A 20,868-nucleotide genomic window follows, 5' to 3' on the forward strand; every position below is an offset into this window, starting at 1 on the left:
GCTTGCTCGCGAAGGGGCCATCACAGCCACCCTCTATTACAGGTGCAACGCATGCCCCAAGGCACGCAACGCCGCTTCCTGCACCGCTTCACCCAGAGTCGGATGCGCGTGGATGGTGCCGCCGATGTCTTCCAGCCGCGCACCCATTTCCAGGCTTTGCGCGAACGCGGTCGACAATTCCGAAACACCCACCCCGACCGCTTGCCAACCGACAATCACATGATTGTCACGACGCGCGACCACCCGCACGAAGCCGCTTTTCGACTCCAGGGTCATCGCTCGGCCGTTGGCCGCGAACGGGAAGCTCGAGACGATGCAGTCGAGTCCCACAGCCTTGGCCTCGTCCGGGGTCTGGCCGACCACCACCAGTTCCGGGTCGGTGAAGCACACGGCGGCGATGGCGGTCGGGTTGAATTCGCGGGATTTGCCGCTGATCAGCTCGGCGACCATTTCGCCCTGAGCCATGGCGCGGTGCGCGAGCATCGGTTCGCCGCTCAGGTCGCCGATGGCGTAGACGTTGCGCATGCTGGTCTGACAGCGGCTGTCGATCTTGATCGCCGAACCGTTCATGTCCAGGTTCAGTGCTTCGAGGTTCCAGCCCTGCGTGTTCGGCTTGCGACCGACCGCCACCAGCACCTGATCGGTTTCCAGATTGAGGGTGTCGCCGTTCGGGTCACGCACCTGCAAGGTGCCGTCGAAACCCAGCACGCTGTGCTTGAGATAAAGCTTCACGCCCAGTTGCTTCAGCGCTTCGTGCACCGGTTGCGTCAGTTCGGCGTCGTACGCCGGCAGGATGCGATCCTGCGCTTCGACCACGCTGACCTCGGCGCCGAGCTTGCGGTAAGCAATGCCCAGTTCCAGGCCGATGTAACCACCGCCGACCACCACCAGACGTTTTGGCACGGATTTGGGGGCCAGCGCTTCGGTGGAGGAGATGATCGGCCCGCCGATCGGCAGGATCGGCAAGTTGACACTGGTCGAACCGGTGGCCAGCACCAGGTGTTCACACTGGATCCGCGTGTCGCCGACTTCCACGGTTTTGCCGTCGATGACCTTGGCCCAGCCATTGATGACCTGAACCTTGTTCTTTTTCAGCAGCGCCGCGACGCCGGTGGTCAGGCGATCAACAATGCCATCCTTCCACTCGACGCTTTTGCTGATGTCCAGGGTCGGCGCCGCAACGCTGATGCCCAGCGTCGAATGCTGACTGTGGTGCCGGGTCTGGTGAAACTGTTCCGCCACGTGAATCAGCGCTTTCGACGGAATGCAGCCGATGTTCAGGCAAGTACCGCCCAGCGATTGGCCTTCGACCAGAATGGTGGAAATGCCCAGTTGCCCGGCGCGAATTGCCGTGACGTAACCGCCGGGGCCGCCGCCAATGATCAGCAGCGTAGTGTTCAGAGATTGCATGCGTGCCTTACTCCACAAACAAAGTGGCGGGTTGTTCGAGCAAGCCACGGATGGCCTGGATGAAGAGCGCCGCGTCCATGCCATCGACCACGCGGTGATCGAACGAGCTGGAGAGGTTCATCATCTTGCGGATCACCACCTGGCCTTTGACGACCATTGGCCGTTCGACGATTTTGTTCACGCCGACAATCGCCACTTCCGGCAGGTTCAGCACCGGGGTGCTGACGATACCGCCCAGCGCACCCAGGCTGGTCAGGGTAATCGTCGAACCGGACAGCTCGTCGCGGCTGGCCTTGCCATTGCGGGCGGCTGTTGCCAGACGCGAGATTTCCGCGGCGCTGTCCCACAGGCTGCGCGCCTCGGCGTGACGCACCACCGGCACCATCAGGCCAACATCGCTTTGCGTGGCGACGCCCACATGCACCGCACCGAGGCGGGTGATGACCTGAGCTTCGTCGTCGTAACGGGCGTTCATCTGCGGGAAGTCGCGCAGGGCCACGACCAACGCACGGACGAGGAACGGCAGCAAGGTCAACTTGCCACGACTGGCGCCGTGTTTTTCGTTCAGATGGGCGCGAAGTTCTTCAATCGCGGTGACATCGATTTCCTCGACGTAGCTGAAGTGGGCGGCACGCTGGGTGGCGTCCTGCATGCGCTGGGCGATCTTGCGGCGCATGCCGATCACTTGAATCTGTTCTTCGTCGTTACGCTGGGTATAAGCGGCGGCAACCGGCGCCGAAGCGTTCGACTGACCTTGCGCCAGATAGGTATCGAGGTCTTCGTGCAGTACGCGACCGGCCGGGCCGGTGCCGCGTACCAGACGCAACTGAATGCCCAGATCCAGCGCGTGTTTGCGCACGGCCGGCGAAGCCAGAGGACGCTCATCGGCCTCGCGGGCAACCATCGGGCCTTGGCAAACCGGAGCCTGACGCGGTGCAGCAGCAGCGGCAGGTTTGCTCTCGACCAGCGCTTGAGCTTTCGGCGCAACCGGCGCCTCTTTAACCGGAGCTGGCGCGGCGGACTCTTTCAAGTTGCCGGCACCTTCCACCTCGATGCTGATCAGCAGACTGCCGACCGCCATCACTTCACCCGGCTGACCGCCGAGCGCAATCACCTTGCCGTGCACCGGCGACGGAATATCGACCATCGCCTTGTCGGTCATCACGTCCGCCAGCACCTGGTCTTCAACCACCAGATCGCCAACCTTGACGTGCCACTGCGACAGTTCTACTTCTGCGATGCCTTCGCCGATGTCCGGCATCTTGATAACGTGCGTGCCCATTCAGACCTCCATGACCCGTTTCAACGCCGCGCCCACTCGGGACGGCCCAGGGAAATACGCCCACTCTTGCGCGTGCGGGTAGGGGGTGTCCCAACCGGTGACACGTTCGATCGGCGCTTCCAGGTGATGGAAGCAATGCTCTTGCACCAGCGACACCAACTCGGCGCCGAAACCGCAGGTACGAGTGGCTTCGTGCACCACCACGCAGCGGCCGGTTTTCTTCACCGACTTGACGATGGTTTCCAGGTCCAGCGGCCACAGGCTTCGCAGGTCGATGACTTCGGCATCAACACCGGATTCTTCGGCCGCGACTTGCGAGACGTAGACGGTGGTGCCGTAGGTCAGTACGGTCACGTCCTTGCCCGGACGCGTGATCGCTGCGACGTCCAGCGGCACGGTGTAGTAACCGTCCGGCACCTGGGCTTGCGGGTGTTTCGACCACGGGGTTACCGGGCGGTCGTGGTGGCCGTCGAACGGGCCGTTGTACAGGCGTTTCGGTTCGAGGAAGATCACCGGGTCATCGTTTTCGATGGAGGCGATCAGCAGGCCCTTGGCGTCGTACGGGTTGGAGGGCATCACGGTGCGCAGGCCGCACACCTGAGTGAACATCGCCTCGATGCTCTGGCTGTGCGTCTGACCGCCATAGATGCCGCCGCCGCACGGCATGCGCAGGGTCATCGGCGCAGTGAACTCGCCGGCCGAGCGATAACGCAGGCGCGCCGCTTCGGAAATGATCTGGTCGGAAGCCGGGTAGACGTAGTCTGCGAACTGGATCTCGGCGACCGGACGCAGGCCGTAGGCGCCCATGCCCACGGCAACGCCGACGATGCCACTTTCGGAGATCGGAGCGTCGAACACCCGCGAGGTGCCGTACTTGGTCTGCAGGCCTTCGGTGCAACGGAACACGCCGCCGAAGTAGCCGACGTCCTGACCGAACACCACCACATTGTCGTCACGCTCAAGCATCACATCCATGGCCGAGCGCAGGGCCTGGATCATGGTCATGGTGGTTGTGGTCATCGCGGTTTCCAACTGAATATTGTTGTTGTGATCGTTCATGTCAGATCCCCAACTGCTGACGCTGGCGCTTCAAGTGCTCCGGCATCTCTTTGTAGACGTCTTCGAACATGGTCGCGGCGCTTGGAATCTGGCCGCCGGCGAGGGTGCCGTACTGTTCGGCCTGTTTCTGCGCGGCAATCACTTCGGCTTCAAGCTCGGCGCTGACAGCGGCGTGCTCTTCTTCCGACCAGTGGCCGACCTTGATCAGGTGCTGCTTCAGGCGGGCAATCGGGTCGCCGAGCGGGAAATGGCTCCAGTCATCGGCAGGGCGGTATTTCGACGGATCGTCGGAGGTCGAGTGCGGGCCGGCGCGGTAGGTGACCCATTCGATCATGGTCGGGCCGAGGTTGCGGCGGGCGCGTTCGGCAGCCCAGGCGGAAGCGGCGTACACCGCGTAGAAGTCGTTGCCGTCCACGCGCAGCGAGGCGATGCCGCAACCGACGCCGCGTCCGGCGAAGGTGGTGGCTTCACCACCGGCGATGGCCTGGAAGGTCGAGATCGCCCATTGGTTATTGACCACGTTGAGGATCACCGGCGCGCGGTAAACGTGAGCGAAGGTGAGGGCGGTGTGGAAGTCCGATTCGGCGGTGGCGCCGTCACCGATCCACGCCGAGGCGATTTTGGTGTCGCCCTTGATCGCCGAAGCCATGCCCCAGCCGACAGCCTGAATGAACTGGGTCGCGAGGTTGCCGGAAATAGTAAAGAAACCGGCGTCCTTGACCGAGTACATGATCGGCAGTTGCCGGCCCTTGAGCGGATCGCGCTCGTTGGACAGCAGTTGGCAGATCAGGTCGACCAACGGCACTTCGCGGGCCATCAGGATGCTTTGCTGGCGGTAAGTCGGAAAGCACATGTCGTCGATGTTCAAGGCCAGGGCCTGGGCGCTGCCGATGGCTTCTTCGCCAAGGCTCTGCATGTAGAACGACATTTTTTTCTGACGCTGGGCAACCACCATGCGGTTGTCGTAGATCCGCGTCTTGAGCATGGCGCGCATGCCCTTGCGAAGGATTTCGACCGGCACGTTTTCAGCCCATGGGCCGAGGGCGTTGCCCTGATCGTCGAGCACGCGGATCAGGCCACGGGCCAGGTCGGCGGTGTCGGCGGGTTCGACGTCGATGGAAGGTTTGCGCACCGTACCGGCATCGGTCAGATGCAGGTAGGAGAAGTCGGTTTTGCAGCCTGGACGGCCCGAAGGTTCAGGGACGTGCAGACGCAGCGGTTCATACGCTTGGGTCATGGCTTCTACGCTCGATCTTGTGAATTTCTTGTAGTGAGCTGGCAGTCATTCCTCGGTAGAGGAAATCTTGTCCTACAACAATCATAGGCCCGGGCCAGAAGAATATTTCTCTCTGTTTCGTTGCGCTGGAGACGATTTGCAGATAGAAATTCTGCATAAACATAAAAAACAGGTGGTTTTGTCTCATGCGCAAACTGGACCGTACCGACATCGGCATTCTCAACAGCCTTCAGGAGAACGCGCGCATCACCAACGCCGACCTCGCACGCTCGGTGAATCTGTCGCCGACGCCGTGTTTCAACCGGGTCAAGGCAATGGAGGAGTTAGGGCTGATTCGCGAGCAGGTGACGCTGCTGGACGCCGACCTGCTGGGCTTGCATGTCAACGTGTTCATTCACGTCAGCCTGGAGAAGCAGGTCGAGGAGGCGTTACAGCATTTCGAAGAGGCGATTTCCGACCGCCCCGAGGTGATGGAGTGCTACCTGATGGCCGGTGACCCGGACTATCTGATCCGGGTGCTGGTGCCGACCATTCAGTCGCTGGAGCGCTTCATGATGGATTTTCTGACCAAGGTGCCGGGGGTGGCGAACATCCGGTCGAGCTTTGCCTTGAAACAGGTGCGCTACAAAACCGCGTTGCCGTTGCCGGCGAATGGGTTGACGCTGGGCGCCTGAAGATCTTTTTTTGTCAGAGCTTGTTGATCGGCACTTTCAGATACACGACGCCGTTGTCCTCGGCCTGCGGAAAATTCCCCGCCCGCACATTCACCTGAATCGCCGGCAGCAACAGTGTCGGCATGCCCAGCCCGGCATCGCGTTTGGTGCGCATCTGGACGAACGCCGCTTCATCGATCCCGTCGTGCACATGAATATTGCTTTGGCGTTGTTCGCCGACGGTGGTCTGGCACTGCGCAGCGCGGCCTTCGGGCGGGTAGTCGTGGCAGACGTAGAGTTTGACGCTGGCGGGGAAGGCCAGCAGTTTGTGAATTGAATTGAACAGTTGATGCGCGTTGCCGCCGGGGAAGTCGCAGCGGGCGGTGCCGACGTCGGGCATGAACAGCGTGTCGCCGACCAGAATCTGTTCGCCGTCGATCAGGTAAGCCATGTCCGCCGGGGTGTGGCCGGGGACGTGCAGGGCGGTGGCCTTGAGGTTGCCGATCATGAACGACTCGTTGGGCGCGAACAGGTGATCGAACTGCGAGCCGTCGACGCAGAATTCCGGTTCCAGATTGAACAGTGCCTTGAACACGTTCTGCACTGTGCTGATCGACTCGCCAATCGCGATCTGGCCGCCGAGTTCGCGGCGCAAGTACGGCGCGGCGGACAGGTGATCGGCGTGGGCGTGGGTTTCCAGCAACCATTGCACCTGCAAGCGGTGTTCACGCACGAAGGTGATGATCCTGTCGGCCTGCGCGGTGCAGGTGCGACCGGCAGCGCCGTCGTAATCGAGTACCGGATCGACGATTGCACACTGCCCGCCGCTAGCTTCATAGACCACGTAGCTGTAGGTCGAGGAGGCGGGGTCGAGGAAAGCTTCAATCTGCGCGGGCATGGACACGAACCTGAACAAGGGAAATGGGTTGCAACACTTTATGTAAAAACATAATGTTCACAGCTTAAGTGACGTTCAAGGCATCGTGCAAATGCAATCCAGTCTGACCGAATGTGAAGTCGCCCAATTACGGGCTTCCGCCTCCAAGGCCTGCGCGCTGCTCAAGGCACTGGCCAACGAGGATCGCCTGTTGATCCTGTGCCAGTTGACCCAGGGCGAGCGCAACGTTGGCGAACTGGAAAAAATGACCGGCGTGCGTCAGCCAACCCTGTCCCAGCAACTGGGCATCCTGCGCGATGAAGGGCTGGTGGCGACCCGTCGCGAAGGCAAATACATTTTTTACGGCCTGGCCAGCCCTGAAGTCATCCAGGTGATGAAAACCCTCTCCGGGTTGTATTGCGGGGCGGTGCTCAAGAGCTGGGGTCACCCATAAATGCTGGCCAACACTTTTATCCTCTGTGGGAGCGGGCTTGCTCGCGAAGGCGTCGTATCAGTCGACATTACTGCTGAATGATACGAGGCCTTCGCGAGCAAGCCCGCTCCCACATTGGTTTTATGTGAAGGCTGAGACAACCTTGCGTGCAGCAATAAGGAACAATCAATGAACGATCAACACTGGGGCTCATCCATCAGTGCAGATATCGTGGTCATCGGCGGCGGTACCGCCGGCATCGGCTTCGTCGCCAGTCTGCTCAAGCGTGATCCCCATCTGAAAGTCACGGTCATCGAGCCGAGCACCCAGCACTACTATCAACCGGCGTGGACCCTGGTCGGCGGTGGCGCCTACGACGTCAAGGACACCGCTCGACCGATGAGCAAGGTGATGCCGCGTCAGGCCACCTGGATTCAGGCGGCGGTAACCGGCATCGATCCCGACCAGCGCCAGTTGACCCTCGGCGATCAACGCACCGTCACTTACCAGAACCTGATTGTTTGCCCCGGCCTGCGTCTGGCCTGGGAGAAGATCGAGGGTTTGCAGGAAAGCCTCGGCCAGCACGGTGTGACCTCCAATTACAGCTATCAGCATTCGCAATACACCTGGGATCAGGTGCAGAAACTGCGCGGCGGCAAGGCGCTGTTCACCCAGCCGGCGATGCCGATCAAATGCGCCGGCGCACCGCAGAAGGCCTTGTACCTGTCCTGCGACCACTGGCGAAAAGCCGGTGTGTTGAACCAGGTCGAGGTTGAATTCAACCTGGCTGGCGCGGCGTTGTTCGGCGTCGCCACCTTCGTTCCGCCGCTGATGAAGTACATCGAAAAGTACAACGCGCAACTGGCCTTCAACAGCAATCTGGTCGAGGTTGACGGCCCGGCGAAAACCGCCTGGTTCGAGGTCAAGGACGCCGACGGCAACGTCACCCGTGAAGCGAAAACCTTCGATCTGTTGCACGTGGTGCCGCCGCAAGTCGCGCCGCAATTCATCGCCCAGAGCCCGCTGGCCGACGCCGCTGGCTGGTGCGAGGTCAATCCGCACACTCTTCAACACACGCGCTATCCCGAGGTATTCGGCCTCGGTGACATCTGCGGCACGAGCAATGCGAAAACCGCTGCTGCCGTGCGCAAGCAGGTCGTCGTAGTCGCAGAAAACCTGCTGGCTCTGCGCAAGCAGCAACCGCTGCCACTGAAGTACGACGGCTACGGTTCCTGCCCGCTGACGGTGGAGAAGGGCAAGGTGATCCTCGCCGAGTTCGGCTACGGCGGCAAACTGCTGCCGACCTTCGCCCTTGATGCGACCGTGCCGCGACGCTCGGCGTGGTTCCTCAAGGCAACGCTGCTGCCGTGGTTCTACTGGAACGGCATGCTCAAGGGCCGCGAGTGGCTGACGTCCTTGTCCAAGGTTGACTGAGAAAACGCTATGTTGCTGGCGAGTCTGTTTGGCGTGGTGATGGGGTTGATTCTCGGGCTGACCGGCGCGGGCGGCGGAATTCTCGCGGTGCCCGCGCTGGTGCTCGGTCTGGGCTGGAGCATGACGCAAGCGGCGCCTGTGGCGTTGTTTGCGGTGGGCAGTGCGGCGGCGGTCGGGGCGATCGACGGTTTGCGGCATGGACTGGTGCGCTATCGCGCGGCGCTGCTGATTGCCGCGCTTGGTGCGGTGTTTTCGCCGCTGGGCATCTACTTCGCGCACCAGTTGTCGGAGAAGATCCTGATGATCCTTTTCAGTCTGCTGATGGTCATGGTGGCCTGGCGCATGTTGCGCCGTGAGCGTCAGCAGGAGGGGCCGAGCGATCACGGTCACGCGAGCTGGGGGCAGAAGAACTGCATGCTCAATGAACAGACCGGTCGTTTCGACTGGACCGCCAAATGCACCGCGACCCTTGCGGCATTGGGCGCGGTGACCGGTGTGGTTTCGGGTTTGCTCGGCGTTGGCGGCGGCTTCCTGATCGTGCCGGCGTTCAAGCAACTGACTGATGTGCAGATGCGCGGCATCGTTGCCACCTCGCTGATGGTCATCAGCCTGATTTCCGCCATCGGCGTGATTGGCGCGTTCCATGCCGGGGTGCGCATCGACGGGCAAGGTATGGCGTTCATTGTGGCGAGTATCGTCGGCATGATCATCGGCCGCAAACTCTGCGCGCGGGTGCCGGCGCGGGCGCTGCAGGTCGGGTTTGCCAGTGTGTGTCTGGTGGTCGCCGCCTATATGTTGCTCCGCGCCTGAAAAGATCGGACGGTCTTTCGTTCTTCAGTCGATCAGCGGATTTTTCTCGGTCAGCACGATCTGATCCTTGCGCATGAAGCTGACTTTCGGATGCGCCTGTGCGTTCCGAATGAAGCGTTCCTTGAAACAATTCTTACGAATTAAACTATGTGCAAATCCCGGTGGGAGCGGGCTTGCTCGCGAAGGCGCAGTGCCAGTCCATAAATATGTCGACGGATACACCGCCTTCGCGAGCAAGCCCGCTCCCACTCTGGATGAGTGTGAAACCGGTGATTTTGCGGCAAACTTCAGTCATCTCCAGCACAAGGCCATTCAATGGATCGATACGCCCCGCGCAACTGGCAGCCTCACGAGAAGCCCAGTCTGCCCGGTTCCCCCTCGACGCCGCTGCATTCCAGCCGCAAACGTCTGGCCTATGCGCTGGTCGGGCTGTTGGTGGCGGTGACCGGTGGTTTGGGCAACTCGCTGGTGGTCGCCAACCTGCCTTACCTGCAAGGCGCGCTGGGCGCGACCACGGCGGAGATGGCCTGGCTGCCGGCCGCGTACGTGATGACCAACGTCTCGATGAACCTGCTGCTGGTGAAGTTTCGCCAGCAGTTCGGCCTGCGCGCATTCACCGAGGTGTTTCTGGTGCTGTATGCGCTGGTGACGTTCGGTCATCTGTTCGTCAATGACCTGAGCTCGGCCATCGCAGTGCGCGCGGCCCACGGCATGGTCGGTGCAGCACTGAGTTCGCTGGGCCTGTATTACATGGTCCAGGCGTTTCCGGCCAAGTGGCGACTGAAGGCGCTGGTGCTGGGACTGGGTGCCTCGCAACTGGCGCTGCCGCTGGCGCGATTGTTTTCCGAGGACCTGTTGCAGATCGCTGAATGGCGCGGCTTGTACCTGTTCGAGCTGGGCATGGCTTTGTTGTCGCTGGGTTGCGTACTGATGCTCAAGTTGCCGCCCGGTGACCGCTTCAAAACCTTCGAACCGCTGGATTTCCTTACCTTCGCCATCCTCGCCAGCGGCGTGGCACTGCTCTGCGCGGTACTGTCGCTGGGGCGCATCGACTGGTGGCTGGAGGCGAACTGGATCGGCTATGCGCTCGCCGCCTCGATTGCCTTGATCCTCGCGGGCCTGGCCATCGAGCACAACCGCAGCAACCCGATGCTGATGACCCGCTGGCTCGGCAGCGGCACGATGATCCGCCTGGCGCTGGCGGTGACCCTGATTCGCATGGTCACTTCGGAGCAATCCACCGGCGCCGTCGGTTTCATGCAAAACCTGAACATGGGTTATGAGCAGTTACACAGTCTGTACGTGGTCATGCTCATTGGCAGTATCGCCGGGTTGGCGACCAGTGCACTGACCATCGACCCCAAGCACTTGCTGATGCCATTGATCATCTCGCTGGCGTTGATGGCCACCGGCTCGGTGATGGACAGCTTTTCCAACAACCTGACCCGCCCGGCGAACCTGTATTTCAGCCAGTTCCTGCTGGCCTTCGGCAGCACGTTTTTCCTCGGTCCGACCATGGTCTTCGGCACCCGCAACGTGCTGACCAATCCGCGCAATCTGGTGAGCTTTTCGGTGTTGTTCGGGATCTGCAACAACCTCGGCGGGCTGCTCGGCGCGGCGCTGCTGGGTACGTTTCAGATCGCGCGCGAGAAATTCCATTCCAGCCACCTTGTCGAGCACCTGACGCTGTCCGATCCGCTGGTGGCCGCCCGCGTGCAGAGCGGCGGGTCGGCCTATGGCTCCTTGCTGGCCGACCCGAGCCTGCGCAACCTGGCCGGGATTCGCAGCCTGTCGAATGCCGCGACCCGCGAAGCCAACGTGCTGGCCTATAACGATGTGTTCATGCTGATCGCCGTGATTGCGGTGCTGACCATGATCTGGCTTTCCATTCGTGCGCTGTGGCTGATGAGCACCACCAAAGCCGTCGACCCTGCGCCTTCCGTACCTTCTAGCGGTGCCTCCAATTCATGACCGAACCGACCACCACAACTACCAACGCCATCGCCGCCACCCCGGAAGGCGTCGCGCCGCCGTCCTCGCCGAACACCGAGCCGCGCTCGTTGCGGGTGCGGATCATCTCGTCGCTGGGCTTTGCCGCGATTGCCATCGTCGGCGTGCTGATCGTGCTGTACGCCTGGCAACTGCCACCGTTCAGCAGCGCGGTCGAGACCACCGAAAACGCGCTGGTGCGCGGGCAGGTGACGATCATCGGGCCACAGCTCAGCGGCTACGTGTATGAAGTGCCGGTGCAGGACTTCCAGTTCGTCAAGGCCGGCGAATTGCTGGTGCGCCTGGACGACCGGATTTATCAGCAGCACCTCGATCAGGCACTGGCGCAACTGGCGGTGCAGAAGGCTTCGCTGGCGAATGTGGTGCAGCAGCGCAACAGCGCCGAAGCGACGATCAAATTGCGCCAGGCGGTGGTCGCCGACAGTGAGGCCCAGTTGCGCAAAAGCGAGGCGGACTTGCGGCGCAACAAGGAACTGGTGAGTGACGGCTCGGTGTCCAAGCGTGAGATGGACGTCGCCCTGGCTGCTAACGCGCAAGGCATCGCCGCCGTGGCCCAGGCCAAGGCCAATCTGGAAATCGCCCGTCAGGACCTGCAAACGGTGATCGTCAATCGCGGCTCGCTGGAAGCTGCAGTGACCAGTGCCGAAGCGGCGGTGCAACTGGCACGGATCGATTTGTCGAACACTCGCATCGTGGCGCCGCGTGACGGCCAGCTGGGGCAGATCGGTGTGCGCCTCGGCGCCTACGTCAACTCCGGCGCGCAGTTGATGGCGCTGGTGCCGAACCAGAAATGGGTGATCGCCAACATGAAGGAAACCCAGATGGACAACGTGCGCGTCGGGCAACCGGTGCGCTTCACTGTCGATGCCTTGAACCACCGCAGATTCACCGGGCATGTACAGCACATCTCACCCGGCACCGGCTCGGAGTTCGCCCTGTTGCAGGCCGACAACGCCACCGGCAACTTCGTGAAAATCGCCCAGCGGGTTCCGGTGCGGATCACCATCGATCCGGATCAGCAGGAAGAGGAGCGCTTGCGCCCGGGCATGTCGGTGGTGGTCAGCATCGATACCGCCAAGGGCGATACCCAACCTCACTGATCAGCTCATAACCCTGTGGGAGCGGGCTTGAGCTGGGTTCAGGCGGAAATCATCGGCGGCAGGGTGCCGAGTAGTGAAACGGCTGCCACAGCACCAATCCCCAACAACCACTCCAGCACCACACTGCGTTTGAGCGCCCCCATGCGCTGTTGGCAATCATCAATCCGCAGACGATTGAACAGCGCCAGGGCGAGCATGCCCAGCACCAGCGCAGCCTTGATCAGCAGAATCAGGGCAAAGCCTGCGAACAGCGGCGTCGGCCACCACTGGCCGGTGAGCACGCGGACGTTGATCAGCCCGGTGAGCAGCAGGCCCGCCACCACCGCGTAACCGACACCGCTGAAGCGCTGCAGGATCCGGCTCATCGGTTCGCCTGGCTGGCGCAAAATCAGCACCAGCAGCAACAAACCGCCGAGCCACGCGGCTACGCACGTCAGGTGAATGATCTGGTTGAGGATCAGCAATTGCCCGCTGAGGCCATCGAGCATTGCGCCGTGACCGACCGGCGCCAGCGTCGCCAACAATAACGCACTCAAGCCCAGACGCAACGGTGCACTCGAACGCCACGGCGTGAACAGCAACGCCAGCAACAGCGCATTGATCAGCAGATGCCAACGCCAGACCTGACCGAAAAACGTATTGCCCAGCACCACGCCAACGGTGTCCGGATCGAATGCTGCCGCTGCCGAACCGGCCATGCTCGCGGTGATCAACAGTGCCCAGGTAACGCCGCTGACCAGCGCAATCGTCGCCAGCCAGCGCGCCAGTCGCGCCACTTGCCGATCCAGCGCCGGCACTGGCGCCTTGAGCAACAGCGGCCGGAACAGCCAGGCCCCGAACAGCATCAACACCACGCTGAAATGCACAAAGCGGCACAGCACCAGCGCTTCATTCATGAATTACTGGCCAACCTTGAACTGATAGGCGCCTTCGCTTTTGTGCGTATCGACCGACACTGCGTGCCATTCGACCTTGTACTCACCGGCGCTGAGTGGCGCTGCCGGGGTGACGATCAGGGTTTTCTTGTCGCCTTCGGTGCTCAGTGGCTTGATCGCGACCGGAGCGCCATCGTGGGTCAAGGTGACTTTGGTGAAACTGGCTTCGACGCCTTCGGAGAAGGTCAGGCGCAGGTCCGCAGGTGCGGCGACGGTGCTGTCGGCAGCCGGGGTCTGGCTTTTCAGATGGGCGTGGGCGAAGACGCAAGACGCGGTGAACAAGGAGGCGAGCAGGGCAGTGGTGGTCAGGACGTTCTTGAGCAGCATCGCGGATACCTCTGAGGCAGGAACTGAGAGGTGCTCAGTTTACTCATCCGCGTGCATCTGTACGAAGTTTCGTTTTCAGCGGTCGCCCCGGCACCAGAGCGGGTGCTAGTCTTGGGCAACGCTGTTGTCAGGGAGCCCACATGGGCAATCACAAGATCGAGATTCGTCGCAGCAACGTCGAGAAAATCCTTCTGGCGGCGGAAAAAGTCTTCGCCGAAAAAGGCTTCGGCGGCACCGCCATGGCTGACATCGCTGCTGAAGTGCAATTGCCGCGTTCCAATCTGCATTACTACTTTTCCACCAAGAGCGAACTGTACAGCGCGGTGCTGTTTGATCTGCTGGAAGTGTGGAAGCAGGATGCGCTGTGCTTCGAGATGTTCGACGATCCGCGAGTGGTGCTCAGCAGCTACATCCGCGCCAAGATGAACCACTCGCGCAGCCGGCCATACGGGTCGAAAGTCTGGGCCAATGAGATCATCCACGGTGCGCCGACCTTAGGCGAGGCGCTGGACATCAGCCTGTACGACTGGGCGAAAATGAAGGAAGCGAAGATCCGTCAGTGGGTCGAAGACCAGCGGATTCTGCCGGTGGAACCGTCGAGCCTGCTGTACATGATCTGGGCCTCGACCCAGCATTACGCCGACTTCGATCATCAGGTGAATATTCTGAATGAGCACCAGCCGCTGTCGGACATGCAGTTCGAGCGGGCGGTGCAGACGGTGACCAGTGTGATTTTGCGCGGAATCGGATTGGAACCCTGATTGATGTGTTGAAGCCGCTGGCCTCTTCGCGAGCAAGCCCGCTCCCACAGGAGGAACGCATTCCAGATGTGGAGGCTGCTGGCCCCTTCGCGAGCAAGCCCGCTCCCACAGGAGGAATGCATTCCAGATGTGGGAGCGGGCTTGCTCGCGAAGGCGTCAGTTCAGACGCTACCGGCCTTAAGGTGAGACATGGTACGGATTGCGCGGATCATGATTCCAGTCCAGAAACGGCTTGCCCGTCTCCATCGGCACCATCTCGATGCAGTTGGCCACCGGGCAGGTGATCTGGCACAGATTGCAGCCCACGCACTCATCATCGATCACTTCATATCTATGCGTGCCATCGGCCTGCTTCAGGCTGCTGATCGCCTGGTGTGAAGTGTCTTCGCAGGCAATGTGGCAACGCCCGCAACCAATGCACGCCTCTTGGTCGATCTTGGCGATCACCTGATAGTTGATGTCGAGGTACTTCCAGTCGGTGGTGTTGCCCACCGCACGCCCGGAAAACGCGGCAATGTCCGCATAGCCCTGACTGTCCATCCAGCGCGACAGGCCGTCCTTCATCTCCTCGACAATCCGGAACCCATGCAGCATCGCCGCCGTGCATACCTGCACCGCGCCGCTGCCCAGTGCGATGAATTCCGCCGCATCGCGCCAACTGCCGATGCCGCCAATGCCACAGATCGGCAGGCCTTGGGTCTGCGGATCACGGGCAATCTCGGCGACCATGTTCAGCGCGATCGGTTTGACCGCCGAGCCGCAATAACCGCCGTGGGTGCTTTTGCTGCCGACGGTGGGCAGGGCGACCATGTGTTCCAGATCGACGCTGGTGATCGAGTTGATGGTGTTGATCAGCGACACCGCATCGGCGCCACCGCGATGCGCAGCCCGAGCGGCGACGCGGATGTCGGTGATGTTCGGCGTCAGTTTGACGATCACCGGCAGCGAGCAATAGGTCTTGCACCAGCGCGTCACTTGCTCGACGTACCCCGGCACCTGACCCACCGCCGCGCCCATGCCGCGCTCCGGCATGCCGTGGGGGCAGCCGAAATTAAGCTCGATGCCATCGGCACCGGTGGCCTCCACCAGCGGCAGGATGTGTTTCCACGACTCCTCCACGCACGGCACCATCAGCGAGACGATCAGCGCGCGGTCCGGCCAGTCTTTCTTCACTTGGGTGATCTCGCGCAGGTTGATCTCCAGCGATCGGTCGGTGATCAGCTCGATGTTGTTGATGCCCAGCACTTCGCGGTTGTTGCCGTAGTGCGCCGAGTAGCGTGATGAGACGTTGACCGCCGCCGGGTCCTCGCCGAGGGTTTTCCAGACCACGCCGCCCCAACCGGCCTCGAAGGCGCGGACCACGTTGTAGGCCTTGTCGGTCGGCGGCGCGGAGGCCAGCCAGAACGGGTTGGGGGCTTTGATACCGGCGAAGACAATCGAGAGATCGGCCATTTATGCAGCCTCCACGTTGAGCATCAGTTGTGCGTTGATCGCCTCGGCGGCGCGTTTGCCGTGTTGTACGGCCTGCACAGTGAGGTCCTGATCGAGGCTGGTGCAATCGCCGCCGGCATACACGCCGGGGATGCTGGTGCGCAGATTTTCATCGACCTGAATCCGTTCGCCCTGACGCTTGAGTTCGCGCGCCAGCGGGTCGGCGAGGGCGCTGCCGTCGAAGGCCTGACCGATGGCTTTGAAGATCGCGTCAGCGGCCAGTTCGAAGGTTTCGCCGGTGGTTTGCAGGCGACCGTCGTTCAGTTGCGTACGGGCGAAACGCATGCCGCGCACCTGGCCTTGTGCGTCGAGCAGCACTTCCTCCGGTTGCGCCCAGGTCAGCAGCCGCACCTGATTGGCCTTGGCGATGTCCTGTTCATGGCCGGTTGCGCCCATGTCCGCCGCGCCACGGCGATACACCAGATTGACATCGCGGGCACCGAGGCGGGCCATTTGCACGGCCATGTCGATCGCGGTGTTGCCGGCGCCGAGGACGATGCAGTGCTCGGCCAGCGGCAGTTGCGAGAGGTCATCGGCCTGGCGCAGTTCGCGGATGTAGTCGGTGGCGGCGAGCAGGCCGGGGGCGTCCTCGTGGGCCAGACCGAGTTGTTTACTTGCGTTGAGGCCGAGGCCGAGGAACACCGCGTCGAACTGCTGATGCAATTCGCTGAGGGTCAGGTTGTCGCCGAGTTTCTGCCCGTGGCGGATCTCGATGCCGCCGATCTGCAGCAGGAAATCCAATTCTTTCTGCGCGTAGTCGTCGACCAGTTTGTATTTAGCGATCCCGTATTCGTTGAGACCACCGGCCTTCTCCCGCGCTTCGAAAATCACCACGTCATGACCGTGCATGGCGCTGCGGTGGGCGCAGGACAAGCCCGCCGGCCCGGCACCGACCACGGCGATGCGCTTGCCGGTGCTGGCCGCACGCTGGAATGGATGCTCGGTGAAGTGCGCGTTGTCCACGGCGTAGCGTTGCAGCAGGCCGATCAGCACCGGCGCGCATTCGTGGGCGTTGTTACGCACGCAGGCTTGCTGGCAGAGGATTTCGGTCGGACAGACCCGAGCGCAACTGCCGCCGAGGATGTTCGCCGAAAGAATCTTCTGCGCTGCACCGGGCACGTTGTCCTGATGGATGTTGCGGATGAACGACGGAATGTCGATCTCGCTCGGGCACGCATTCACGCACGGCGCGTCGTAGCAATACAGGCAGCGCGAGGCTTCCAGATGCGCCTGCCGGGCATTGAGCGGCGGCGCCAGATCGGTGAAGTGGCCGGCGAGGGCGGCCGCGCTTTCGTGCGGGTGCGGGAGATGGTTCAGGGTCTCGATCACGGTTTTGTGCCTCACGGTTATTGAGGTTCTCTGCCTCTGTCGGGCAGTGGTTTTTGTGGTGTCCGAACAGGCCCTTTCGCGAGCAGGCTCGCTCCCACAGGGGAATGCATTTCAAATGTGGGAGCGAGCCTGCTCGCGAAGGCCGAAGGCCTCGGTGTCAGCGTTTAACGGCAGTCGGCTTGTGCATCTCAGCCCGCTTGCTCAGCAAATCAAACACCGCCGGATACGCCGGCCGTTCGATATAGCGTCCGGCCCCGCGCTCGGCGCGCAGATCACCGTCGGCCCAGACCACTTTGCCCTGGCTGACGGTATGGCTCGGCACGCCGCGCACGGTCTTGCCTTCGAAGATGTTGAAGTCCACCTGCTGATGGTGGGTCTTGGCGGAGATGGTGCGGGTGCCTTGCGGGTCCCACAGCACCAGGTCGGCATCGGCACCGACGCGGATCGCGCCCTTGCGCGGGTAGAGGTTGAAGATTTTTGCCGTGTTGGTGGAGGTCAATGCGACGAAGTCCTGCATCGACAAACGCCCGCTGTTGACCCCTTCATCCCACAACACCGCCATGCGGTCTTCGATGCCGGCGGTGCCGTTGGGGATCTTGCTGAAGTCGTCGCGGCCGGCGGCTTTCTGTTCGGCGCAGAAGCAGCAATGGTCGGTGGCGGTGGTGTGCAGATTGCCGCTCTGCAAGCCATGCCACAGCGCATCCTGATGCCCGCGCGGACGGAACGGCGGGCTCATCACGTAACCGGCGGCGGTCTGCCAGTCCGGGTGCTGGTAAACGCTGTCGTCGAGCAGCAGATGCCCGGCCAGCACTTCGCCGTACACCGGTTGGCCCTTGCTGCGCGCATAGGTGATTTCGTCGAGGGCTTCCTTGGTCGAAACGTGCACCAGGTACAGCGGCGTACCGATGGTCTCGGCGATACGAATCGCCCGACTCGCGGCTTCACCTTCGACCTGTGACGGCCGTGACAGCGGATGCGCTTCCGGCCCGGTGATGCCCTGAGCCATCAACTTGCGTTGCAGGTGATAGACCAACTCGCCGTTTTCCGCGTGCACGGTCGGCACTGCGCCGAGTTCCAGGCAGCGCTCGAAGCTCGCCACCAGCGTGTCGTCGGCGGCCATGATCGCGTTCTTGTAGGCCATGAAATGCTTGAAACTGTTGATCCCGTGATGACTGACCAGCTCGGCCATTTCCTCACGCACCTGCTCGCTCCACCAGGTGATCGCGACATGGAAGCCATAGTCGGATGCGGACTTTTCCGCCCAGCCGCGCCACTGGTGAAACGCTTCCATCAGCGACTGCTGTGGGTTGGGAATCACGAAGTCGATGATCGAGGTGGTCCCGCCAGCCAGACCGGCCGCCGTACCGCTGTAGAAGTCTTCACTGGCCACGGTACCCATGAAGGGCAGTTGCATGTGAGTGTGTGGATCGATGCCGCCGGGCATCAGGTATTGACCGCTGCCGTCGAGCACCTCGGCGCCGGCGGGAATATCAAGGTTTTCACCGATGGCTTTGATCACACCGTCGGCGCAATAGACGTCGGCGCGATAACTTTCATCATGGGTAACAACGGTGGCGCCACGGATCAACAGAGACATTCCGAGTTCCTCGCAGGCATGACCGACTTGTGCCGGTTCTAAATGTTTTATTGATGTACAGCGATGATCGGCGTATTCCTGTCAGCGCTGTCAGGAATAGAAGCTAGTCGCAGTTCTGCAATTGTTCAAGATTATTTTTTATAAGCTTATTGCTATTTTAAGTGTATGAAAAATAACAATAAAAACTATAAATCACCAAAATGGTGAGGCGGTTCACCATTTTGACGCACTTGACAGGATGGAAATATGAGCAAGATTTCCTATGTGAAATCAGCCGCTTGAAGTTGAGCTGCGGTTGCACGTTCACAATGAAAATAAATGCAGTGCACCAGTTTGAGTCCTGTCTGTTCGGACAACTTGCCAGGTGTTTAGCCTGAGCACCCAGACAAGTTTTCGAGAACTCATCAGGTGAATAATTAAAACTGATAAATATCATCAAGTTGCAAAACGTTTGAAGCATGGCCCGATGCGCAAGCGGGGCACCCGGCACGTTTATTGATGCCGCCGCTGACACCGTGGCCGGTACACGAAAGTTGTCAGTTCCTCCGGCCATCGTCCGGCTCGCACCCTGGTGTGCAGCCGCCTGATGAGCAAAAAAATAATCAGAAAAACAGTGGAGCGGCCATGCAACAGAACAGATCGCAAGTGACCGAGCGCGACGGCTTGTTCGAACTCGAAGCCGGCAGCGACGTGCTCGACAGTCCCCGATACAACCACGACATGGCACCGACCAAGGTGCGCGAACGAACCTGGAACAAATGGCACATCACCGCGCTGTGGGTCGGCATGTCGGTGTGTGTGCCGACCTACACCCTGGGCGGTGTGCTCACTGCGTATTTCGGGCTGAGCGTTGGCGAAGCGCTGATGGCGATTCTGCTGGCCAACGTCATCGTACTGATCCCGCTCACGCTCAACGCCTTTCCCGGCACCAAGTACGGCATTCCATTTCCGGTGCTGCTGCGTTCGTCGTTCGGCGTGCTCGGCTCCAACGTGCCGTGCCTGATTCGCGCGTTGGTGGCGTGTGGCTGGTTCGGTATTCAAACGATGTTCGGCGGATTGGCGATTCACCTGTTTCTCGGCTCGATCTTCGAGGGCTGGAAATCCCTTGGCGGAACCGGCGAAGTGATCGGTTTCATGATCTTCTGGTCGCTGAACCTGTGGGTGGTGATCCGTGGCGCCGAGTCGATCAAGTGGCTGGAAACCCTGTCCGCGCCGCTGCTGGTGGCGGTGGGCATCGGCCTGCTGGTGTGGGCGATGCCCAATGTGTCGATGACCGAGCTGTTGGCAATCGCGCCGAAACGCCCGGAAGGCGCGAGTGTCGTCAGTTACTTCGCCGCCGGACTGACGGCGATGGTCGGCTTCTGGGCCACGCTGTCGCTGAACATTCCTGACTTCAGCCGCTACGCCAAGAGCCAGAAGGACCAGATCCTCGGGCAGATTTTCGGCCTGCCACTGACCATGTTTTTGTTCGCTTCGCTGGGCGTGGTGATGACTGCCGCTTCGGTGAAACTGGTCGGGGTAACCGTGTCCGATCCGGTGAGCCTGATCGGACACATTCAAAGCCCGGTGTGGGTCGCAGTGGCCATGGCGCTGATCATCATCGCCACGCTGTCGACCAATACGGCAGCGAATATTGTCTCGCCGACCAACGACTTCCAGAACATCGCGCCCAAGGTGATCAATCGCACCAAAGCGGTGTTGCTCACCGGCTTCGTTGGCCTGGCGCTGATGGCCCACGAGCTGCTGAAGAAACTCGGGCTGATCGTCTCCGACGTTAGCCTGGAGACCGTGTATTCCAACTGGCTGCTGGGTTATTCGAGCCTGCTCGGGCCGATCGCCGGGATCATGGTGGTGGACTACTTTCTGATCAAGAAACAGCAACTGGACCTGGCCGGGTTGTATCGCGATGACGTCTATCCGGCATGGAACTGGGCCGGGTTTACCGCATTTGGCGTGCCGGTGCTGCTGACCCTGCTGTCGCTCGGCAGCGACGCGTTCAGCTGGTTCTACAGCTACGGCTGGTTCACCGGCTCGGCGCTGGGCGGGGTGATTTATTACGGGTTGTGCGTGATGCGGGCGCAGCCTTCGGTCGTGAAATCTCCAGTGTAAGGGAGGGCCTCATC

At 61.3% G+C, this 20,868-nt stretch carries 18 protein-coding genes; 8 read left to right on the plus strand and 10 right to left on the minus strand.

What is annotated here, in order from left to right; genetic code table 11:
- Window positions 1-36: 36 nt before the first annotated feature.
- From lpdA to U862_RS0116550, 4 genes are read right to left on the minus strand one after another with little or no spacing between them, the layout of a single operon-like run.
- Entirely contained in the window at window positions 37-1,410 is a 1,374-nt protein-coding gene (gene lpdA, locus U862_RS0116535; RefSeq protein ID WP_025111412.1) for a dihydrolipoyl dehydrogenase, read from the minus strand.
- A gap of 7 nt (window positions 1,411-1,417) precedes the next feature.
- The gene (locus U862_RS0116540; protein ID WP_025111413.1) at window positions 1,418-2,692 is read right to left on the minus strand and encodes a dihydrolipoamide acetyltransferase family protein; all 1,275 of its coding nucleotides are present in this window, start codon (window positions 2,690-2,692) and stop codon (window positions 1,418-1,420) included.
- Window positions 2,693-3,751: an alpha-ketoacid dehydrogenase subunit beta gene (locus tag U862_RS0116545; RefSeq protein WP_003224000.1), complete on the minus strand. Its 1,059-nt coding sequence runs from the start codon at window positions 3,749-3,751 to the stop codon at window positions 2,693-2,695. It abuts the gene before it with no gap.
- Window position 3,752: 1 nt separating this feature from the next.
- Window positions 3,753-4,988: a 3-methyl-2-oxobutanoate dehydrogenase (2-methylpropanoyl-transferring) subunit alpha gene (locus tag U862_RS0116550; RefSeq protein WP_003224001.1), complete on the minus strand. Its 1,236-nt coding sequence runs from the start codon at window positions 4,986-4,988 to the stop codon at window positions 3,753-3,755.
- A gap of 185 nt (window positions 4,989-5,173) precedes the next feature.
- Here U862_RS0116550 and bkdR point away from each other — a divergent pair, with 185 nt between their 5' ends.
- Window positions 5,174-5,662, plus strand: coding sequence for a Bkd operon transcriptional regulator BkdR (gene bkdR, locus U862_RS0116555; RefSeq protein WP_025111414.1), 489 nt, complete (start codon window positions 5,174-5,176; stop codon window positions 5,660-5,662).
- A 13-nt stretch (window positions 5,663-5,675) separates the two neighbouring features.
- Here bkdR and U862_RS0116560 read toward each other — a convergent pair whose 3' ends face one another.
- Window positions 5,676-6,539 carry an MBL fold metallo-hydrolase gene (locus U862_RS0116560; protein WP_025111415.1) on the minus strand — a complete coding sequence of 288 codons (864 nt, stop codon included), beginning with the start codon at window positions 6,537-6,539 and terminating at the stop codon, window positions 5,676-5,678.
- A 91-nt stretch (window positions 6,540-6,630) separates the two neighbouring features.
- Between U862_RS0116560 and U862_RS0116565 the strand changes: the two genes are divergently transcribed.
- The 5 genes from U862_RS0116565 (at window position 6,631) to U862_RS0116585 (ending at window position 12,305) form a co-directional block, all read left to right on the plus strand.
- Window positions 6,631-6,972 carry a helix-turn-helix transcriptional regulator gene (locus U862_RS0116565; RefSeq protein WP_003224002.1) on the plus strand — a complete coding sequence of 114 codons (342 nt, stop codon included), beginning with the start codon at window positions 6,631-6,633 and terminating at the stop codon, window positions 6,970-6,972.
- Between the two features lie 168 nt (window positions 6,973-7,140).
- Window positions 7,141-8,385, plus strand: a complete 1,245-nt coding sequence (locus U862_RS0116570) for an FAD/NAD(P)-binding oxidoreductase (protein ID WP_025111416.1) — start codon at window positions 7,141-7,143, stop codon at window positions 8,383-8,385.
- Between the two features lie 9 nt (window positions 8,386-8,394).
- Window positions 8,395-9,195 (plus strand): sulfite exporter TauE/SafE family protein, encoded by an 801-nt coding sequence (locus U862_RS0116575; protein WP_025111417.1) that lies wholly within the window; start codon window positions 8,395-8,397, stop codon window positions 9,193-9,195.
- A gap of 315 nt (window positions 9,196-9,510) precedes the next feature.
- On the plus strand, window positions 9,511-11,166 hold the full coding sequence (locus tag U862_RS0116580) for an MFS transporter (protein ID WP_025111418.1): 1,656 nt from the start codon (window positions 9,511-9,513) through the stop codon (window positions 11,164-11,166).
- Window positions 11,163-12,305, plus strand: a complete 1,143-nt coding sequence (locus U862_RS0116585) for an HlyD family secretion protein (protein ID WP_025111419.1) — start codon at window positions 11,163-11,165, stop codon at window positions 12,303-12,305. The genes U862_RS0116580 and U862_RS0116585 overlap by 4 nt, the downstream gene beginning before the upstream one ends.
- Window positions 12,306-12,343: 38 nt before the next feature.
- Here U862_RS0116585 and copD read toward each other — a convergent pair whose 3' ends face one another.
- Both copD and copC read right to left on the minus strand, forming a co-directional pair.
- Window positions 12,344-13,201: a copper homeostasis membrane protein CopD gene (gene copD / locus U862_RS0116590; protein WP_025111420.1), complete on the minus strand. Its 858-nt coding sequence runs from the start codon at window positions 13,199-13,201 to the stop codon at window positions 12,344-12,346.
- A gap of 3 nt (window positions 13,202-13,204) precedes the next feature.
- Window positions 13,205-13,567, minus strand: a complete 363-nt coding sequence (copC, locus tag U862_RS0116595; RefSeq protein ID WP_025111421.1) for a copper homeostasis periplasmic binding protein CopC — start codon at window positions 13,565-13,567, stop codon at window positions 13,205-13,207.
- 140 nt (window positions 13,568-13,707) lie between these two features.
- On the opposite strand from copC, the gene U862_RS0116600 reads away from it, so the two are divergent.
- Window positions 13,708-14,328 (plus strand): TetR/AcrR family transcriptional regulator, encoded by a 621-nt coding sequence (locus U862_RS0116600; RefSeq protein WP_025111422.1) that lies wholly within the window; start codon window positions 13,708-13,710, stop codon window positions 14,326-14,328.
- 177 nt (window positions 14,329-14,505) lie between these two features.
- Here the strand turns inward: U862_RS0116600 and preA are convergent, their stop codons facing one another.
- From preA to hydA, 3 genes are all read right to left on the minus strand, one after another.
- The gene (gene preA / locus U862_RS0116605; RefSeq protein WP_025111423.1) at window positions 14,506-15,780 is read right to left on the minus strand and encodes an NAD-dependent dihydropyrimidine dehydrogenase subunit PreA; all 1,275 of its coding nucleotides are present in this window, start codon (window positions 15,778-15,780) and stop codon (window positions 14,506-14,508) included.
- Window positions 15,781-17,148: an NAD(P)-dependent oxidoreductase gene (locus U862_RS0116610; protein WP_025111424.1), complete on the minus strand. Its 1,368-nt coding sequence runs from the start codon at window positions 17,146-17,148 to the stop codon at window positions 15,781-15,783.
- A 157-nt stretch (window positions 17,149-17,305) separates the two neighbouring features.
- Window positions 17,306-18,745, minus strand: a complete 1,440-nt coding sequence (gene hydA / locus U862_RS0116615) for a dihydropyrimidinase (RefSeq protein ID WP_025111425.1) — start codon at window positions 18,743-18,745, stop codon at window positions 17,306-17,308.
- Between the two features lie 624 nt (window positions 18,746-19,369).
- Between hydA and U862_RS0116620 the strand changes: the two genes are divergently transcribed.
- Entirely contained in the window at window positions 19,370-20,854 is a 1,485-nt protein-coding gene (locus tag U862_RS0116620) for an NCS1 family nucleobase:cation symporter-1 (RefSeq protein ID WP_025111426.1), read from the plus strand.
- Window positions 20,855-20,868: the final 14 nt, after the last annotated feature.

Origin of the sequence: Pseudomonas sp. H1h (genome assembly GCF_000633255.1) — a bacterium.
Classification (GTDB): Bacteria; Pseudomonadota; Gammaproteobacteria; order Pseudomonadales; family Pseudomonadaceae; genus Aquipseudomonas.

Coding starts and splice junctions, on each gene's coding strand:
- U862_RS0116560 (WP_025111415.1), bottom strand. CDS start 6,539: ATGCCCGCGCAGATTGAAGCTTTCCTCGACCCCGCCTCCTCGACCTAC.
- hydA (WP_025111425.1), bottom strand. CDS start 18,745: ATGTCTCTGTTGATCCGTGGCGCCACCGTTGTTACCCATGATGAAAGT.
- U862_RS0116570 (WP_025111416.1), top strand. CDS start 7,141: ATGAACGATCAACACTGGGGCTCATCCATCAGTGCAGATATCGTGGTC.
- U862_RS0116545 (WP_003224000.1), bottom strand. CDS start 3,751: ATGAACGATCACAACAACAATATTCAGTTGGAAACCGCGATGACCACA.
- U862_RS0116620 (WP_025111426.1), top strand. CDS start 19,370: ATGCAACAGAACAGATCGCAAGTGACCGAGCGCGACGGCTTGTTCGAA.
- U862_RS0116565 (WP_003224002.1), top strand. CDS start 6,631: ATGCAATCCAGTCTGACCGAATGTGAAGTCGCCCAATTACGGGCTTCC.
- lpdA (WP_025111412.1), bottom strand. CDS start 1,410: ATGCAATCTCTGAACACTACGCTGCTGATCATTGGCGGCGGCCCCGGC.
- U862_RS0116600 (WP_025111422.1), top strand. CDS start 13,708: ATGGGCAATCACAAGATCGAGATTCGTCGCAGCAACGTCGAGAAAATC.
- U862_RS0116585 (WP_025111419.1), top strand. CDS start 11,163: ATGACCGAACCGACCACCACAACTACCAACGCCATCGCCGCCACCCCG.
- bkdR (WP_025111414.1), top strand. CDS start 5,174: ATGCGCAAACTGGACCGTACCGACATCGGCATTCTCAACAGCCTTCAG.
- U862_RS0116540 (WP_025111413.1), bottom strand. CDS start 2,692: ATGGGCACGCACGTTATCAAGATGCCGGACATCGGCGAAGGCATCGCA.
- preA (WP_025111423.1), bottom strand. CDS start 15,780: ATGGCCGATCTCTCGATTGTCTTCGCCGGTATCAAAGCCCCCAACCCG.
- U862_RS0116575 (WP_025111417.1), top strand. CDS start 8,395: ATGTTGCTGGCGAGTCTGTTTGGCGTGGTGATGGGGTTGATTCTCGGG.
- U862_RS0116580 (WP_025111418.1), top strand. CDS start 9,511: ATGGATCGATACGCCCCGCGCAACTGGCAGCCTCACGAGAAGCCCAGT.
- copC (WP_025111421.1), bottom strand. CDS start 13,567: ATGCTGCTCAAGAACGTCCTGACCACCACTGCCCTGCTCGCCTCCTTG.
- copD (WP_025111420.1), bottom strand. CDS start 13,201: ATGAATGAAGCGCTGGTGCTGTGCCGCTTTGTGCATTTCAGCGTGGTG.
- U862_RS0116550 (WP_003224001.1), bottom strand. CDS start 4,988: ATGACCCAAGCGTATGAACCGCTGCGTCTGCACGTCCCTGAACCTTCG.